The sequence below is a fragment of the Calothrix sp. CBUCES-K 9914 genome (genome assembly GCF_059640475.1).
Map to the genome: position 1 here is coordinate 21362 of NZ_JBXXZH010000027.1, position 16723 is coordinate 38084.

17 protein-coding genes are annotated in these 16723 nt (G+C 40.2%); 9 read left to right on the plus strand and 8 right to left on the minus strand.

Translation table 11 applies throughout. The features are described from left to right. Positions 1-6: 6 nt before the first annotated feature. Both AC2JBO_RS08720 and AC2JBO_RS08725 read right to left on the minus strand, forming a co-directional pair. Positions 7-747 (minus strand): SDR family oxidoreductase, encoded by a 741-nt coding sequence (locus AC2JBO_RS08720; RefSeq protein ID WP_496953243.1) that lies wholly within the window; start codon positions 745-747, stop codon positions 7-9. Between the two features lie 52 nt (positions 748-799). Further along, complete coding sequence (locus AC2JBO_RS08725; RefSeq protein WP_496953244.1) at positions 800-1513, minus strand: pirin family protein; 714 nt, start codon at positions 1511-1513, stop codon at positions 800-802. 706 nt (positions 1514-2219) lie between these two features. On the opposite strand from AC2JBO_RS08725, the gene AC2JBO_RS08730 reads away from it, so the two are divergent. Beyond that, the gene (locus AC2JBO_RS08730) at positions 2220-2690 is read left to right on the plus strand and encodes a GNAT family N-acetyltransferase (RefSeq protein ID WP_496953245.1); all 471 of its coding nucleotides are present in this window, start codon (positions 2220-2222) and stop codon (positions 2688-2690) included. 282 nt (positions 2691-2972) lie between these two features. Here AC2JBO_RS08730 and dps read toward each other — a convergent pair whose 3' ends face one another. From dps to rsmI, 3 genes are all read right to left on the minus strand, one after another. Then, positions 2973-3536 carry a DNA starvation/stationary phase protection protein Dps gene (gene dps, locus AC2JBO_RS08735; RefSeq protein WP_496953246.1) on the minus strand — a complete coding sequence of 188 codons (564 nt, stop codon included), beginning with the start codon at positions 3534-3536 and terminating at the stop codon, positions 2973-2975. A gap of 147 nt (positions 3537-3683) precedes the next feature. Next, positions 3684-3932 (minus strand): hypothetical protein, encoded by a 249-nt coding sequence (locus AC2JBO_RS08740; protein WP_496953247.1) that lies wholly within the window; start codon positions 3930-3932, stop codon positions 3684-3686. A 285-nt stretch (positions 3933-4217) separates the two neighbouring features. After that, the gene (gene rsmI, locus AC2JBO_RS08745) at positions 4218-5063 is read right to left on the minus strand and encodes a 16S rRNA (cytidine(1402)-2'-O)-methyltransferase (RefSeq protein ID WP_496953248.1); all 846 of its coding nucleotides are present in this window, start codon (positions 5061-5063) and stop codon (positions 4218-4220) included. 28 nt (positions 5064-5091) lie between these two features. On the opposite strand from rsmI, the gene AC2JBO_RS08750 reads away from it, so the two are divergent. Together AC2JBO_RS08750 and AC2JBO_RS08755 are read left to right on the plus strand one after the other, a co-directional pair. Continuing rightward, positions 5092-5997, plus strand: a complete 906-nt coding sequence (locus tag AC2JBO_RS08750; protein WP_496953249.1) for a sugar kinase — start codon at positions 5092-5094, stop codon at positions 5995-5997. Between the two features lie 3 nt (positions 5998-6000). Then, the gene (locus tag AC2JBO_RS08755) at positions 6001-6864 is read left to right on the plus strand and encodes a 3'(2'),5'-bisphosphate nucleotidase CysQ family protein (RefSeq protein WP_496953250.1); all 864 of its coding nucleotides are present in this window, start codon (positions 6001-6003) and stop codon (positions 6862-6864) included. Positions 6865-7020: 156 nt separating this feature from the next. Here AC2JBO_RS08755 and AC2JBO_RS08760 read toward each other — a convergent pair whose 3' ends face one another. Together AC2JBO_RS08760 and AC2JBO_RS08765 are read right to left on the minus strand one after the other, a co-directional pair. Beyond that, a complete protein-coding gene (locus AC2JBO_RS08760; protein WP_496953251.1) occupies positions 7021-7971 on the minus strand; it encodes a DUF4392 domain-containing protein in 951 nt (316 codons plus the stop codon). 170 nt (positions 7972-8141) lie between these two features. Then, entirely contained in the window at positions 8142-8909 is a 768-nt protein-coding gene (locus AC2JBO_RS08765) for a putative hydro-lyase (protein ID WP_496953252.1), read from the minus strand. A 699-nt stretch (positions 8910-9608) separates the two neighbouring features. On the opposite strand from AC2JBO_RS08765, the gene AC2JBO_RS08770 reads away from it, so the two are divergent. The 4 genes from AC2JBO_RS08770 (at position 9609) to AC2JBO_RS08785 (ending at position 14522) form a co-directional block, all read left to right on the plus strand. Beyond that, positions 9609-9773, plus strand: coding sequence for a CopG family transcriptional regulator (locus tag AC2JBO_RS08770; RefSeq protein WP_496953253.1), 165 nt, complete (start codon positions 9609-9611; stop codon positions 9771-9773). A gap of 403 nt (positions 9774-10176) precedes the next feature. Beyond that, positions 10177-12861 (plus strand): DEAD/DEAH box helicase, encoded by a 2685-nt coding sequence (locus tag AC2JBO_RS08775; RefSeq protein ID WP_496953254.1) that lies wholly within the window; start codon positions 10177-10179, stop codon positions 12859-12861. A gap of 136 nt (positions 12862-12997) precedes the next feature. Continuing rightward, positions 12998-14284, plus strand: a complete 1287-nt coding sequence (locus AC2JBO_RS08780) for a protein kinase domain-containing protein (RefSeq protein ID WP_496953255.1) — start codon at positions 12998-13000, stop codon at positions 14282-14284. 1 nt (position 14285) lies between these two features. Continuing rightward, on the plus strand, positions 14286-14522 hold the full coding sequence (locus AC2JBO_RS08785) for a hypothetical protein (RefSeq protein WP_496953256.1): 237 nt from the start codon (positions 14286-14288) through the stop codon (positions 14520-14522). A gap of 75 nt (positions 14523-14597) precedes the next feature. Here AC2JBO_RS08785 and AC2JBO_RS08790 read toward each other — a convergent pair whose 3' ends face one another. Further along, complete coding sequence (locus tag AC2JBO_RS08790) at positions 14598-15560, minus strand: AAA family ATPase (protein WP_496953257.1); 963 nt, start codon at positions 15558-15560, stop codon at positions 14598-14600. 199 nt (positions 15561-15759) lie between these two features. On the opposite strand from AC2JBO_RS08790, the gene AC2JBO_RS08795 reads away from it, so the two are divergent. Together AC2JBO_RS08795 and AC2JBO_RS08800 are read left to right on the plus strand one after the other, a co-directional pair. Next, entirely contained in the window at positions 15760-16146 is a 387-nt protein-coding gene (locus tag AC2JBO_RS08795; protein ID WP_496953258.1) for a hypothetical protein, read from the plus strand. Positions 16147-16237: 91 nt separating this feature from the next. Further along, positions 16238-16621: a hypothetical protein gene (locus AC2JBO_RS08800; RefSeq protein WP_496953259.1), complete on the plus strand. Its 384-nt coding sequence runs from the start codon at positions 16238-16240 to the stop codon at positions 16619-16621. The last annotated feature ends 102 nt before the right edge of the window (positions 16622-16723 follow it).

Sequence of the window (16723 nt, forward strand, 5' to 3'; positions counted from 1 at the left end):
TCTTTTCTAAGCTATTCCGCCGTTGGTGCGAATATTTTGTCCGGTTATCCAGCGCGCGTCATCGCTGGCAAGAAATGCTACAACATCCGCAATATCTTGTACTTGACCGAGGCGCCCAAGTGCAGCCATTTGGGCAAAGCGGTTGATTGTTTCTTCGCTTTTACCTTCACGAAATAATTCTGTATCAGTCGGACCAGGAGATACAACATTTACAGTAATACCTTTACTTCCTAATTCCTTTGCTAACACGCGCGTCATTTGTTCAACGGCGCCTTTAGTTGCAACATATGCACTATAAGTAGGCAACATCATCGCGGTTGTAGATGAAGAGAAGTTTATTATACGTCCAGAATCTGCCATACGAAGCGCCGCTTGTTGACAAGCAAAGTATGTACCCTTAACGTTGATATCAAATATTTTGTCGAAGTCTTCTTCAGTGACTTCTGTTATCGGCTTATATATAGTTATGCCTGCATTATTGACAAGAATATCTACTTTACCAAACTGCTCGATAGTTTGGTCAAAAAGTTTTTTGATTTCCGAAATTTTACTAACATCGGCTTGAATTGAATGTGCTGCGACACCTAATTTTGTGATTTCTTCAACAGTTTCTTGTGCTTTTTGTGCATTGCCTGCATAGTTAACAATAACCGAGGCGCCGTTGCCAGCTAGTTTCAAAGCTATGGCTTTACCTATTCCTCGCGAGGCACCTGTGACGATTGCTACTTTTCCTGCTAGTTGAGACATAATATTTGATAGAAACAACCTGTAAGTAAGTGAGGCTATGCCCCACCCTACTTTAGCCTAAATCGAACAACAAAATTTCTCCACCTACAGTAGTACTAATTTCCAGTTGTTCGGCGCCATTAATTTGTACACCATCACCCGCGCGTAGTTCTTCACCATTTAAGTTCACTACACCTTTGGCGACTTGTAACCAAGCGTAGCGATGTGGTTGAACTTGATAATTTACTGTATTACCGGAATTTAAAACCGATACATATAAATCCACATCCTGGTAAATTTTAACCGCACCATCACGTCCATCTTTGGCACCTATCAAACGTAGCTTCCCAGTACGCTCTTCAATGGGAAATGCTTTTTGTTCATATCTAGGTTCTAAATTTTGCTGGTTAGGCAAAATCCAAATTTGTAAAAGGTGAACTGGCTCAGTCTTAGAATGGTTGTACTCGCTGTGCCTAATTCCAGTTCCCGCACTCATAATTTGCGCTTCACCTGGAAGAATAACCGAACCAGTACCCAAACTATCTTTATGTTCTAGCGCTCCTTCTAACACATAAGTTAGAATTTCCATGTCCTTGTGACCATGAGTTGCAAAACCTGCACCAGGCGCCACACGGTCATCATTAATCACTCGTAAAGAGCGGAAACCCATCCGCGTTGGGTCATAGAAATTACCGAAAGAAAACGTGTGACGACTATCTAGCCAACCTATTTGTGTAGTCCCACGCGCGCTTCTATCATGAATTAAATGAGTTACTGTTTGAGACATAGCCTCTCCTAATAAATTAAAACTAAAATTATTTCTTTTCTGTACAGACCGAATTAATTCGGTCTCTACGTGTCTCTGTGGTAAAAATTTCGAGCCACTTATTTGTTTTTCACGAATCTGTTTTGTATATTTATATATTAAATAACTTGACAAAAAAAGAAAAGTACGCACTTAAAAGTAACGTACTTACCAAAAAGATACTATTTCAAAAGTTATGCAATTGAGTATGAAGGCGAAACTCAAGGGTCGATGATGATACAAGTAGAAATGCATGGTTCACAAATAACCAGAGGAAAACTTCTAGTATATATAGAGTAGCTGCTTTGAGAGAGTATGATTTACTTGTTACCAAATAATACATAAGTTTTATGCATAGTGACGCGGCTCTTGCGTACTTAGCGTGCTAAATTAGGGGAAAACAAGGTTAAAACCCTTTGCTGGGCTTATCTTACAGCTATTATTACCTTCAGAACGGTATTCTTGTCCAAAATTAAAACTAAAAGCGTCTGTAAGCCTTGTAAATCAAGCATATTTATAGATTTTAATTAAAATTTAGCACGCTATGTACGATAGAACCGAATACGGCTTATTACTATTACATGATGCTGTTGCAGGTAGATAATTCAAGCATTCGGAAATGAACTATACACTACACTAAACGCTCAACCTCACTTATAGTTAAAAGGAAGTCAAAAGTACAGTTACCATGATTAGACCCGCCACATTAAACGACAGAGATGCAATGACAAACGTATTTGCTGCTCTAAATTTATTTAATAACGATGAATTAAAGTTTATGTCTAATTTAGTGGATGACTACTTTGATGGAACTTTAGGAGAGGGTCATTACTGGATAATTAGTGATGATAATGGTATTACAAGTGCAGCATACTACGCTCCTGAATCTTTCGGACAAAATGTGTATAATCTATATTTTATAGGCGTACTACCCAACCACCAAGGAAAGGGAACAGGCTCATCAATACTAAAATATGTAGAAAATCATCTCAAAGAACTTGGTCAAAGGTTACTACTAGTTGAAACTTCTGGACTACCAAACTTTGAAAAGACGAGACAGTTTTATCTGAAAAATAATTATGAAAAAGAAGCTACAATTCGAGAGTACTACAAGGAAGGTGACGATAAAATAGTTTTTAGGAAAAAGCTTACTATGTAAAAATTATAAACCTGAGTATAATTTTACTTTTTTTTGCTCATGTAGTTCAGTTATGAGTGCTGAGTTATGAGTGCTGAGTGCTGAGTTGTTATTTAGAAGTTATGAGTTATAAGTTATTAATTGTGAGTTAGAAGTTATGAGTTGTTTGTCATGACTTCCTTTGTTTTAACTCTTCACTCCGCACATCCTAACTCCTAACTCTTAACTCAGCACTCAGCACTCAGCACTCAGCACTCAGCACTCAGCACTCAGCACTCAGCACTCAGTACTCAGCACTTCTAACTAATTAACACCAACAGTATCTAGATTTTTAGCAGTTGCAGGCGCCCCGTTGCTGCTAGGACTAGAAGCTTGCAGGTGTGCTTCGAGGAACCATAAACGCTTGTCAATGGTGCGGGAAACTTCAGTGTACAAGTCAGATGTGTCAACATCGCCTAGTTCATCTGTGGTGTCAATAGCTTCACGCAGGTGTTTAGCGTAGAGTCCAAAACGTTCCGCAAGAGATGTCACATGCTCCATGCCTGTTATGATTTCTGTTGGATACTCTGGCAAAATGGAATTTTCTGCTGCCATACGTACAGTTCCCATTGCATAACCACCTAAAGCGGTAATGCGCTCTGCGAACATATCAACATATTCTTCAAGTTCACCAGCAATTTCATCGAACAATTCATGTAACTGGTAGAAGTCACTTCCTTTGACGTTCCAATGTGCTTGCTTTGTTTGACTCTTTAAATCGGATGTAGCTGCTAGAGTCTGGTTGAGTAATACTACTATCTGTTTACGAGCATCTGTTGGAATATCGATGCGGGTTGGATAAAGTCTTGATGCTAGATTGCCACTCATTAGTTTCTCTCGTTTTCGGATCGACGAGACAAGTCTACTAATATTTCACCCTATTTCAAAACTCTCTCGCGATAGATGGGGTTAATCCGTTTGATGATTTATAATTTTACCGAAAGATAAAAAAAGGGGAAGACCCCCCCTTTCCTACTAAGCTGTTTTACGTGGTGTATGTGGAATAGTAATATCACTACACCCAGCATAAACAATCACGAATCTTTCAATACCAATATCTAAGTCAGCTAATCGTTCAGCATCTTTAAGTATTGCTGCTCGACATTCGGGACTTTGACAGTGTATATAAACATTTTTTTGTATGAGGTCAAATTTGAAGTGATAAACTCCGCACCAAGGAAATTTGTATGCAAGATATTGGAAAACAGCTTGAATAACACTCATCAACTCTTAAACTCTAGATAAGTAACTTGTTTTGGATAGCTTGCACCTGTTGATAATCTATACCTTCCCAAAAATTAACGTCAAGCTTTTGATTCAAAACTGACGCTTCGGGGAGGAATATCCCACAGAAACATATTCATACGGTATACAGCTAGATAGCTATGTAAACGGCCAGCACTAGCCTGTATAAAATTGTTATTATTAGACTGGCATCAAAATAATAATATTACGCAGCATTTAATTATTTCTTTATATTTAAGTTTTGACCAGAAATTTTTGGTCAATTTAATCTTCGGTAGAGTCTTTAATATCGAGCGCTAACTGGTATATATAGCGACGGGGAAGCGAGGTTAAAACTGCGAGTTCCCGACTAGCTTGAGAACGCGCGATACCTTGGCTAATCATTTTTTCTAGTTCTGTCTTAATTTGACTTTCAGAAAGTTGGGTTTGATTTGTTACACCCGCTACCAGGATAGTATACTCTCCTTGTGGTGTACGTTCTTGGTAATGCTGACAAGCTTCAGAGACCGTTCCTCGCCAAAATTCTTCATAATACTTAGTTAACTCCCGCGCGAGAACTATTTGACGCTCCATCCCTATCACTTCTGCAAAGTCTTGTAAAGTCGCGCGCAAACGATGCGGTGATTCGTAGAAAATGATAGTTCGAGATTCTTTAGCCAAAAATTCCAACCGCTGGCGCCGTTTAACAGTTTTCGGTGGTAAAAATCCCTCAAATACAAATTTATCAGTCGGCAAACCACCCGCACTCAATGCTGTTATCACTGCACTGGCGCCTGGAATCGGAATTACCTTAATATTAGAATCAACACAAGCTTTGACTAACTCATATCCAGGGTCAGAAATACCTGGCATTCCCGCATCACTCACTAATGCAATAGTACTACCATTGATTAGCTTTTGTAATAACTCTGGAATGCGACTACTACGGTTATGCTCGTGGTAGCTAACTTGTGGAGTTTTAATTTGAAAATGCTGGAGTAGCTTGCCTGTATGACGTGTATCTTCCGCAGCGATCAAATCAACATTTTGTAAAGTTTGTACCGCGCGGAAAGTCATATCTTCAAGATTACCAATTGGTGTACCGACGACGTAAAGTGTTCCTAATGTCATGAATTCAAGATAATTCAAGATAAAAAATATGAGCAATAATAACAATAATAAATATTGTGGATTATTCGTTGGTTTAATCACCCTAGACTTAATTTACCTTGCCCCATCACCACCCCAAAACAACCAAAAACTTGTAGCTTCAGATTATACGGTAGCAGCAGGTGGTCCAGCGACAAATGCAGCAGTAGCATTTAGTCATCTTGGTGGTAAAGCTGAATTATTGGGTATACTTGGTTCGCATCCGATGACGCAGTTAATTTGTACTGACTTAGAAAAATACCAAGTCACCATCACTGACTTGGAAGCATCGTTTCAAAACCCACCCCCAGTCTCATCAATTATTGTCACCCAAACCACGGGTGAAAGAGCAGTAATATCCATCAATGCCGTAAAAACTCAAGCTAGTCTGGAAGCAGCAACAGATATTCTCGCTCATATAGGCGCCAACAAAGACATATATATAGATATAATTCTGATCGACGGACATCAAATGGAAGTCGGCTACCGCATTGCCCAACTAGCCAAAGCTAGAAATATCCCTGTAGTTATCGACTGTGGAAGTTGGAAACCCGGTTTTGAGAAAATCTTACCCTTCGTTGACTTCGCCATCTGCTCTGCAAACTTTCACCCCCCTAATTGTCCCACAGAACAAGATACTTTTACTTACCTAAGCCAGATGGGGATACCTAACATTGCCATTACTCATGGTGAACAGCCTATAAACTATTTAAGGAAAAAAGAAATTTTGACTATAGATGTGCCAAAGATTCAACCAACTGATACTCTAGGAGCGGGAGATATTTTTCACGGCGCCTTTTGTTACTATATTCTCCAGCATAGTTTTGCGGAAGCTCTTAGTTATAGTGCAAAAGTAGCTGCTCGTTCGTGTCAATTTTTTGGCACACGTCGTTGGTTAGATACTGAAACTATATAATAAATGAAAAATCTACAGGAAATTTTAGACATTGCCCGTCCTATTACTTGGAGTGCCGCTGAAATTTTGCGCGAGTACTATCATGGAAACAGGCGCCAAGATTTGGATATAAAATATAAAGATAATCAAGTCGATGACCCGGTAACAGCAGCGGATATTGCAGTCAGTAATTATTTAATTGAAAACCTGCAAGCTTCTTTAGGTTCGGAGGATTTTGGGTACATCAGTGAGGAAAATTATACTGGTGAGCAAGTAAATAATGAACTAGTATGGATAATTGACCCCTTAGACGGCACGCGCGACTTTATTGATAAAACTGGAGAATACGCAATTCATATCGGCTTGGTTAAAGACAACCGTCCTGTACTAGCATTAGTTGCAGTACCTGAAGCAGATAAAATGTATTATGCCATCAAAGGTAATGGTACATTTGTAGAAACGCGCGATGGAAACATTGAGCAAAAGCAAGTCTCAAAGCAAAAAAAGATAGAAGATTTAACTGTTCTCGTGAGTCGTTCGCATCGTAGCAAACCATTAGATTACATCTTGAGTAAACTACCTTGTCAAAACCACAAAAACGTTGGTAGTATCGGTTGTAAAATTGCCTCTATCGTTGAACAACAAGCAGATGTTTACATTTCGCTTTCTGGAAAGTCGGCGCCTAAAGACTGGGATATCGCGGCGCCGGAGTTGATATTATCCGAAGCAGGTGGGAAATATACTCGATACGATAATTCTACATTGCTATATAACACAGAAGATATTAGTAAATGGGGTGGTTTATTAGCAACTAACGGTGAATATCACGATATATTATGCCAAGAAGCCACAAAGCATTTAGCAGAATTTGAAAATATTGCTACTTAGTCATATTTTTTGTAGCGTTGATTGCGATATCGTAATATACCAATCGCAACAGTAAATAACATTCATCAATGCAACGATTTAATCCAAACATATTCAGACAGTTTTAGGCTATGTGCGTGACTGCTAGTGTATTTTTTAGTTATTAGTGTAGTTTTGTCAAGCAGTCACACACCCTACCTCTAAAATAATGCGAATTTTTTCTAAGATTTCTGCATGAAATTCCCACGGTAAGTTATCTACTGTTAAAGTTGCTTGACCTGTAATTCCGTCTGCTGCTAAATTATTATTGACTACTGTTTTGAGAATATTAAATTCAAGTTCGGGATTTAATTGTTCTTTAACAATACTTTTCCATTCGGGTTTTAATAAAGCGCAAGCGCATAACAAAGCATCTGCACCCCAATTAGAAACACCACAAACTAATAAATAATCGCAATCCGTTACGCAGCCAATTCTCTCACCGTATTGAATACTTTGAGAAATTATTTCTCTAGGTATCTTACCCATTCCTAATTCGTTACCACCATCACCAATACCAATTGTAATAACGTCAGGTATATCAAATAATAGATGTAACGGCGCCGTGTGAGCAGTAATATCTTGCGCGCGCATATCCCGAATTATTCCATCATAACTAGGTCCTGGACGTTCTATTGAGATTACATGCGTAACTGGATTTAATAAACATTTCCAAACACGCAACACTAAAGTTATCACTTCCTGATACGTGGTTGTAACTACAGGTATAATATCGAATTGAACGTTAGATGATACACCCGCAGCTATTGCGGCACTTTTCACCGCTGGAAAACATAACGAATCTGTAACAATTCTTATCGTTATGCCTAAACGTTGCAACCCAGCAGCTAACTGTACACTACCTATCAAACCGTCGGTTTCGGCTGCTGGTGGAAGAGTGTAAGGTAAGAAAAATCCTGTAATGATTGCTACATGCGGTGATGGATGTTCGGTGATTGAAGTTGCGGCGCCTAAAAGTTGTCCTTGGGTTACTTCAACAAGTGGTTGAATACCTCTACCTACATCTTGTGAAATAACAGTTTGTAATTCGGCAATTTTGTCTAAAGTTTGTTGTGTGTATGTAGGCATAGTTAGCTATACGTAAAAATATTAAATTGTAGAGACGTTACATGTAACGTCTACAACGACAACATCCGTAAAACAAAAATTTGACAACCACTGGTTGTCAAAAATGATAGATGGAGATTTTTGTTAACCATTGGTTATCAAATTTAAAATAAAACTCATGTACTAAATAACTATTCTTTGATATCAGTGATAAACATGTGTCCAGGGGAATGGGTAATAGCTATTTCAGGTTTTGCTTGGAGTAGTGCAACTTGAGGGGTTACTCCACATGCCCAAAATACAGGCGCCTCTTCTGGATGTATTGTAACTGCATCACCAAAATCAGGTTTATCGATGTCGTTAATACCTATTGCTCGTGCTGCTCCCCAATGTATGGGCGCCCCATGCGATAGTGGAAAATGGCTGGTAATTTGTATGGCACGAATAGCATCAGCAGGTAACAAAGGACGCATTGAAACGACTAAGTTACCAGAAAACACCCCTGCTGACTGACAAGCGATGTTTGTTTTATACATCGGTACATTCTTTCCTTCTTCGATGTGACGCACAGGAATATTGGCATTTAACATTGCTGCTTCAAAAGTGAACGAACAGCCAATCAAAAACCCAACAAAATCATCTTGCCATAAGTGTTTAACGTCGGTAACTTCTTCAACCATTTCACCGTGGCGCCAAACTCGGTAGCGTGGTAAATCTGTTCGCAAATCAGAAGCTGGCGCCACATATCGCGCTTCGTAGTCACCAACTTCGGTAACATCCAATAATGGACATGGTTTTGGGTTACGGTGGCAAAATAACAAAAAGTCGAAGGCAACTGACTTAGGTAAAATAACTAAATTTGCCTGAGTATATCCATTAGCCAAACCTGGAGTCGGTGTTGTTAATTCCCCATTTCGACAAAGCTGCCGAACTTCCTTACCAGTAAGTGATTGATTCATTGACTAAACAAGCCGCGCCATCCGTTTGTATAAATGTAAATTTTACTTTATTTCTTACCTTGTCTGTTCTTTGTGACGAGCGTGGTTTATTTCTCTTTTACCACAGAGACACAGAGGACACAGAGAATAGAGTTAAATCTTTTCTTTTTTACGTATTTATACTCTATTTACGTTGACAATAAACATTCAATTTTATCAATAGCACGTAAAATAAGCATTCCTAGCCTGCGTAGGCAGGCTTTGTTCGTATAGCCCCACCATTCTATGGTGTGGGTATATCGTGTGGGTAATATCGTATGGGTAATATCGTGTGGGCACCGTGATAGAAGAATGAACCACCCCACCGCATGGCGGGGTTTCTAGTTTACTGACCCGGTTCAGTGAGTCCTATAGTCGTACAACAAGACTAGCCTGCTGTCGTACCTTTACGTGAACTGCGTCGCCAACATTGTACAGTTTCGATTTCTGGGTAGTTGCTGCTTATACCGCCTTGGGGTTACTTGAATCGGTGTAATGAGCGTAATGCACTCTCGACGAGACAGTTACCGTCTCAAAGCTTTCTCCCTGTACGCATATACGAATGTTGGCGCAAATCCTTGAAGATTTTACGTGCCAAAGGTATTTCTCGGCACAACGCCCTATCTTCAGTTTTCGTGGTTTAGATGCTATTATTGTACCAATTATAGAGGTACAATGTCAATGGCAAAACCAGATATTTATATAACTTTTCGGGTAGTTCAGGAAGAAAAAGAAATACTTCGACAGTATTGCGACCAGGTAGGGAGGCAGCAGAGTGATGTAATGAGAGAGTTTATTCGTTCACTTGAAAAGAAATTACAAAAACGCTCATGCTCGAACCCTTAGTTTTTATGCACTATCCATCCCCACCCTGTAGAGGATACCGCTGGCTCATGGTAGGTCTGACCCCTCATTTCCACGATTTTACGTGATTTCCGTGCATGTAGAGACCGTACATGTACAGTCTCTACACGTCTGTTTTTATGAAATGATGGGTGTTACCCCTGATTCGCCAACAGTATCCTGTAGAGGGTGGGGAATTCCGCGAATACGTTAAAAATTATTTCGTCTTGTCATGATTTAATAGCAAATAATGAAATAGTTAGATATAATTACAGTCTGTATTGTAAAGAAAATACAAAAATTCACCGTTGAAGGATTGACGTGTTGCGGCTAAGTTGGTGTGTGTACCCAAACACGGTCGTTTGTTGAAATACTATATATATAAATCTGGTTGTTATTTCCATTTGTGAATTATACTGTACCTTCTTCAGAAGTTGACCCAAAAGTCATATTTCCATTTGAACTGGATACTTTCCAGCTTGATGCCGTCGCTTCTCTCAACGCTGGACGTTCCGTCGTTGTCTGTGCGCCAACAGGTTCTGGCAAAACCTTAATTGGTGAATATGCTATTTACCGCGCGCTAGCACGACGTAAGCGAGTATTTTATACCACACCCCTGAAAGCGTTATCAAATCAGAAACTACGCGATTTTCGGGAGAAGTTTGGTTCCGACCAAGTAGGTCTATTAACAGGTGATGCTTCGATCAACCGCGAGGCGCCTATCTTGGTGATGACCACAGAAATTTTCCGCAACATGCTATATGGTACTCCAATTGGACAAGTTGGTATCTCGTTAGCAGATGTAGATGCAGTAGTACTCGACGAATGTCACTACATGAACGACCGTCAACGCGGTACAGTTTGGGAAGAATCGATAATCTATTGTCCAAGAGAAGTACAATTGGTAGCTCTTTCAGCAACCGTAGCAAACAGCGACCAACTAACCGACTGGCTCAACCAAGTCCACGGACCAACTGACTTAATTTACTCTGATTTCCGCCCCGTTCCTCTACAATTTCACTTCGGCAATACTAAAGGTTTATTTCCCCTTCTCAACGAGAGCGAAAACAAAATAAATCCACGGTTAATACAAAAGAAAAAGCGTAGGAGTGATGGTGATGGGGGCAGAAATGGCAGACCAGAGGCACCAAGTATTGCTTTTACTCTAAGCAAACTTTCAGAACGCGATATGTTACCAGCAATATACTTTATTTTCAGCCGTCGCGGTTGTGATAAAGCTGTTGCAGAAGTTGGGGACATTTGGCTTGTTAACCCTGATGAAGCATACCAACTAAGAGTCCAAATTGATGATTTTTTAAGTCGCAACCCCGACGCTGGTCGTTCTGGACAAATTGCTCCGCTTTACCGAGGTATCGCTGCACACCACGCTGGAATTCTCCCAGCATGGAAGGTATTAGTCGAAGAACTCTTCCAGCAAGGTTTAATCAAAGTTGTCTTCGCCACCGAAACCTTAGCCGCTGGTATAAATATGCCCGCGCGTACAACCGTAATTTCCAGTCTCTCGAAACGTACCGATACTGGGCACCGCTTGTTAAATGCCTCCGAGTTTCTGCAAATGGCAGGACGTGCAGGAAGACGAGGTATGGATAAAGAGGGTCACGTGGTAACATTACAAACGCCATTTGAAGGTGCCAAGGAAGCAGCATATTTAGGAACATCCCAACCTGACCCCTTAGTTAGTCAGTTTACTCCAAGCTATGGCATGGTTTTAAACTTGTTACAAACCCATACCCTCGAACAAGCTAAGGAACTTATCGAGCGCAGCTTTGGACAATATCTAGCTAACTTCCATCTCCGACCACAGTACGAACATATCAACGAATTACGGCGCCAACTTGAAGAAACTCAAGCTCAAATTGATGCAGTCGGGGAACATGAAATCGCTGTTTATGAAAAATTACGCTCACGGTTAAAAGTCGAAAAGCAACTACTAAAAACACTCCAAGAACAAGCGGTAGCAACTAGGCAAGAAGAAATTAGCATGATGCTTGGCTTCGCAATGGCAGGAACTTTGGTCAGCTTGAAAGGTAAAAATATCACAGTTTCAACACCAATTACAGCCGCCATTGTCAGCAAATCACCAGGTTCAGGTTCGGCGCCTTATTTAGTTTGTCTCGGACGTGATAATCGTTGGTATGTAGCAACTATCGGAGATGTAGTAGATTTATATGGTGAATTACCACCTATTGATATACCACCCGATTTAATACCACCCCCAGAATTAGCAATTAAACCTGGACAAACGTGGCGAGGAGACGGCAGTACTGTGGTTCTAACTTCCCAAATACCAGAGCCAGACCCCGAATTACACATAGCTCCAGAAGTTCGAGAGCAGCTTGCCCGTGTTGCAGCAGTTCAAGCTCAAATCGAAGCACATCCTCTGCATCAGTCGGGTAATGTATCTGCCATATTTAAACGCAGAAACCGTTTAACAGAAATAGCTAGCGAACTTGAAGAGTTGGAAAGTGCTGTAGAACAACAATCACAGCGACATTGGGAAGAGTTTATCAATTTGATTGATATTTTGCAGCATTTCCAATGCCTTGATAATTTAGTTCCAACTCGGCTTGGGCAAATAGCAGCGGCAATTCGCGGTGAAAACGAATTATGGTTAGGTTTAGCGCTTCATAGCGGAGAACTCGATAACCTTGACCCTCACTTCTTAGCGGCAACAGTTGCAGCATTAGTAACAGAAACCCCCCGTCCCGATAGCTTTGTGCGGTATGGACTTTCACAAGAAATTGATGATGCGTGGTCGAGGTTACGAAATATACGCCGCTCGCTGTTAAAAGTTCAATACCGTCATGGTGTCGCATTGCCAGTTGGTTTGGAAAATCGCTATATCAACATAATTGCTTTAGTTGAACAATGGGCATTAGGTGTCGAATGGGTAGAGTTGTGTGAAAACACGACGCTAGATGAAGGTGATGTAGTGCGGATATTACGGCGAACGCTTGATTTGCTCTCGCAAATACCCCACGTGCCATTTTTATCAGAAGTTTTATATAGTAACGCGCGTCGTGCCGTCCAACTAATTGACAGGTTCCCAGTGAACGAAGTTGTGGAGTAATAATAGTTATGAGTGCTGAGTGCTGAGTGCTGAGTGCTGAGTGCTAAGTACTAACTTTTGACTAAATGTGTGTTTATACTACCCTTGTTATAAATATGGCATCATATAGGCATAAAAAAACTGTTTGAAATATCCTATGCTAGGAAAGCTATTAGATGGACGTTACCAAGTCGTGCAAATCCTGAGTTCGGGAGGGTTTGGCGAAACTTACATTGCCCAGGATACTCGGCGCCCAGGCAACCCAAAGTGCGTTCTCAAACTGCTCAAACCTGCTAGTTCTGATACGCAGTATTTGCAAATAGCACGGCGTTTATTTAATAGTGAAGCCGAAATTTTAGAGCAATTAGGCAACCACGACCAAATACCCCGTCTCCTAGCATACTTTGAAGAAGACCAACAGTTTTTTTTAGTGCAAGAGTTAATCGTTGGGCGCCCATTAGGTCATTACATACGTCCCGGTACACCTTGGAGCGAAAGTCAAGTTGTCCAAATGCTGCAAGATGTTTTGCGGGTACTTGATTTTGTACACAGCTTTGGAGTTATTCATCGCGATATAAAACCAGATAATTTAATTAAACGTGATGCTGATACAAAGTTAGTACTTATTGACTTTGGCGCTGTCAAACAAATGCGCACTCAAATGGCTGTTGATAGTCAAATGCCAGCAACAGTAGCAATTGGCACACCAGGTTATATGAGTGCCGAACAATCGCAAGGCAGACCAAGACAAAATAGTGATATTTACGCAGTAGGTATAGTAGCAATTCAAGCATTAACAGGATTATTACCAACTCAACTTATTGAAAACCCCGAAACAGGGGAGGTAGTTTGGCAAGACAAAGTTAGTATTTCACCACGACTACAGGCAATATTAGAAAAAATGGTGCGTTATCACTTCACTACGCGCTATCAAACAGCAAACGAAGTTTTACAAGATATTGAACAGTTAACAATACCAGTGGTGCCAACACAACCAGTAAGTACAGAAAATTCGAGACTACCAGGAGCAACAGTTCAACAGGTATCTTTTGCCACCCCTAACAGCACTAATATGGAGGATATTCAACGCACGTCAGTACCTCCAAATTGGTTAATTCCAACTTTATCAACAGCTAGATACATACCATTTGCAGGCGCCGTAGGAGTATTTTTGTTTAAAGATGCTGCTGATACGCTAGTTATCTTATTGGGTGTAGCATTAATTGGCGCCGGAGTAGGTTTATTTTTATTACGTTCTATTTACTCACGACTAGCGCGCGATTACGATGCAGTATTCGCAGCAGTTTTTTGTTTGTGCGGTATTTTGTTCCTGTTTCAGGATAAATATACAACTCAAGAAATTCAAACCGTAGAATATTTACTTTCAGGAGCAGCTCTATTTTCAGCAAGTAACTCTATATTATTAAGACAAAAATTAAAATAAAATGCTAGTTACTACACTAATTATCACAGCTATAGCACTATCTTTAATCTCACTTGTGCGTCCGCAGTTATTTCAACAACAATACATTTTACTAATATTAGCCTTTTTGATTTCTGGTGGACTATTATGGTCAAAAGGTAACTATATCAAGGAATTACCAAATTTGTCACTGATTTTATTAACAGTAACTGCTATTTTTTACACCGTTGAATGCTTACGGTTACAAAATAAAAGTTAGCAACGGATTATTAACAGATGTAACGGATCATTAATTTTAAAAAATCAACTATCCGTTACAGGAGTGTTACCGTTGCTAACTTTCAGTCTCACAATCAGGCACACCGTCTCTAAACACGCGACTAGCTAAAATATCTGCAGCTTCGATAGTCATCAAATCATCCCTTGTTACCTGTCTATCGCGCATATTCAATAAACGATTTGCTTGACGCAAACGCGCTCTATCTATAGCATTTCGCACCGAGCGCGCGTTGGCAAAATGCGGCATTGCTTTGCGTCTAATTAAATATTCACGAAAAGCTTTCTCAGCATCTGGGCTAAAGTGGTAATGTTGATTTCGCAATATTGCATTGGCAATAATCATCAAGTTATCAACAGAATAATCATTAAACTCGATGTGCAAACCGATACGCGAATTCATCCCAGGATTGCTGTGGAAGAAATGATCCATCTGCTGCTTATAACCAGCGAGAATTACAACTAAATCATCGCGCTGATTTTCCATTACCTGCATTAAAATTTCGATTGCTTCTAAACCGAAGTCACCAGGATTATCTGGACGAAATAAAGTATACGCTTCATCAATGAGTAATACCCCACCCATTGCGTTGTTCAAAACTTCGCGCGTTTTCGGGCCAGTTTGTCCAATACCCTGTCCGACTAAATCATCGCGCGTCACTAACATGACATTTTCCTTGCGAATATAGCCAAGACGATGCAAAATTTCTGCCATCCGCATCGCGACTGTAGTTTTACCCATACCCGGGTTCCCCAAAAACGTCATATGTAAAGTTGGGGCGCCTGCGGTTAAACCTAGACTTTTGCGAACGCGGTCAACCAACAACAAAGCTGCCATTTCCTTGATTTTGTTTTTGACAGCTTGCAACCCGACTAGCTCTTGGTCAAGTCGGTCTAAGATTTCTTGCACATGGGATTCGCGAAATGTGGCTTCTAAATCGATAGGTGTATCAGCTTTTACGTCAGGTACATCGTGTCCAACAGTGCTAACTTCATCTTTTTCCAAAACTTGCTCGCTCATAGTCGTTACCTTCGTTGGTTTTTTTGATGATAACCTTGAGTCCGGAAATATAAAAGATTGTAATTCTAATGTGACTCATATATTTTTTTTAATTATCAATATCCTTGGTAAGTCATAGAAAGAACATATTAAACCGACCGAACTGACTATTCTTAGTTGGGGAATCCCCTATTCCAAACCTCTAATCAACAAATCTACTATGGCTATAGTCGTTAACTTGAAAAAATTGCTGTCTATTTTGGCACTAATTATCATTTTTGTTTTGATGTCGCCGGATATTGCTAATGGAACTCCAGGTCAATTAGACTTACCCCAACTATCGAAGCAAGAAAACTTTACTCCCCAGGAACACCAAGAGTTACAAGCAGTACGTCAACGTCGTAACCGTGAAATTACTGCCGTTCTTAACCCATCACAACGGCGCCGACTAGAACATTTGCTTCGCCACGGTCATGACCTCGAAGATGCTATCAGCACATTAGAAATTAACCACGAGCAGTGGGACACAATTCAGGCAATTATGGAATTAAGCGCATTCAAAACAAAAGCTATTCTAAATCGCCACCCGCAACCTACGCCGAGTTAAATCATAGTTAAATCATAGTGTTTATGTTCCTAGTTCCCATTCACTGGTAAATTATACTTAGTGGATGTTTTCTGGGAGGAACGTAAGTATAATGAATTACTTAGCTCGGCAACTTTTACTGATAGTGCTAGTATTTGCCACTGTATTTGTGGCGCCAGGGATAGCAAATGCACTACCAACACAATTCAATACAAGTGTAGTTGTTAATAATACAGAATCAGCAAATTTAATCGAACTCGACCTAACTCCCCGTCAGCGTCAAATGATTCAAGCAATAAATCAAAGACGTAACCGCGAAATCGGTAAAATATTGAATCAAACAGAGCAAAAAAGCCTAGTGAAGTTGATACGCAGTGGAGATACTTTGAACCAAGCTGTCGATAAGCTCAAGCTAGAGACCAATAAACGCGACATCGTTAAGGCAGTCAGTCAAGTATACGATTTGAAAATGAAAGCTTTAGTATCAGACTTCTAAAAAATTACCGCTACTTCATAATTGTTTCGGGTGCCCAACGTTTGGATACGCTTTTACATAAATAAGAGCAAATTTGATATCTTCCTGGGACAAATAAGGATA

What these genes read in the sequence shown, in the direction of transcription:
- AC2JBO_RS08760 (WP_496953251.1), bottom strand. Translation starts at nt 7,971, where the DNA reads ATGCCTACATACACACAACAAACTTTAGACAAAATTGCCGAATTACAA.
- AC2JBO_RS08765 (WP_496953252.1), bottom strand. Translation starts at nt 8,909, where the DNA reads ATGAATCAATCACTTACTGGTAAGGAAGTTCGGCAGCTTTGTCGAAAT.
- AC2JBO_RS08730 (WP_496953245.1), top strand. Translation starts at nt 2,220, where the DNA reads ATGATTAGACCCGCCACATTAAACGACAGAGATGCAATGACAAACGTA.
- AC2JBO_RS08725 (WP_496953244.1), bottom strand. Translation starts at nt 1,513, where the DNA reads ATGTCTCAAACAGTAACTCATTTAATTCATGATAGAAGCGCGCGTGGG.
- AC2JBO_RS08785 (WP_496953256.1), top strand. Translation starts at nt 14,286, where the DNA reads ATGCTAGTTACTACACTAATTATCACAGCTATAGCACTATCTTTAATC.
- AC2JBO_RS08750 (WP_496953249.1), top strand. Translation starts at nt 5,092, where the DNA reads ATGAGCAATAATAACAATAATAAATATTGTGGATTATTCGTTGGTTTA.
- AC2JBO_RS08770 (WP_496953253.1), top strand. Translation starts at nt 9,609, where the DNA reads ATGGCAAAACCAGATATTTATATAACTTTTCGGGTAGTTCAGGAAGAA.
- AC2JBO_RS08790 (WP_496953257.1), bottom strand. Translation starts at nt 15,560, where the DNA reads ATGAGCGAGCAAGTTTTGGAAAAAGATGAAGTTAGCACTGTTGGACAC.
- AC2JBO_RS08720 (WP_496953243.1), bottom strand. Translation starts at nt 747, where the DNA reads ATGTCTCAACTAGCAGGAAAAGTAGCAATCGTCACAGGTGCCTCGCGA.
- rsmI (WP_496953248.1), bottom strand. Translation starts at nt 5,063, where the DNA reads ATGACATTAGGAACACTTTACGTCGTCGGTACACCAATTGGTAATCTT.
- AC2JBO_RS08795 (WP_496953258.1), top strand. Translation starts at nt 15,760, where the DNA reads ATGGCTATAGTCGTTAACTTGAAAAAATTGCTGTCTATTTTGGCACTA.
- AC2JBO_RS08740 (WP_496953247.1), bottom strand. Translation starts at nt 3,932, where the DNA reads ATGAGTGTTATTCAAGCTGTTTTCCAATATCTTGCATACAAATTTCCT.
- AC2JBO_RS08755 (WP_496953250.1), top strand. Translation starts at nt 6,001, where the DNA reads ATGAAAAATCTACAGGAAATTTTAGACATTGCCCGTCCTATTACTTGG.
- AC2JBO_RS08780 (WP_496953255.1), top strand. Translation starts at nt 12,998, where the DNA reads ATGCTAGGAAAGCTATTAGATGGACGTTACCAAGTCGTGCAAATCCTG.
- dps (WP_496953246.1), bottom strand. Translation starts at nt 3,536, where the DNA reads ATGAGTGGCAATCTAGCATCAAGACTTTATCCAACCCGCATCGATATT.
- AC2JBO_RS08800 (WP_496953259.1), top strand. Translation starts at nt 16,238, where the DNA reads ATGAATTACTTAGCTCGGCAACTTTTACTGATAGTGCTAGTATTTGCC.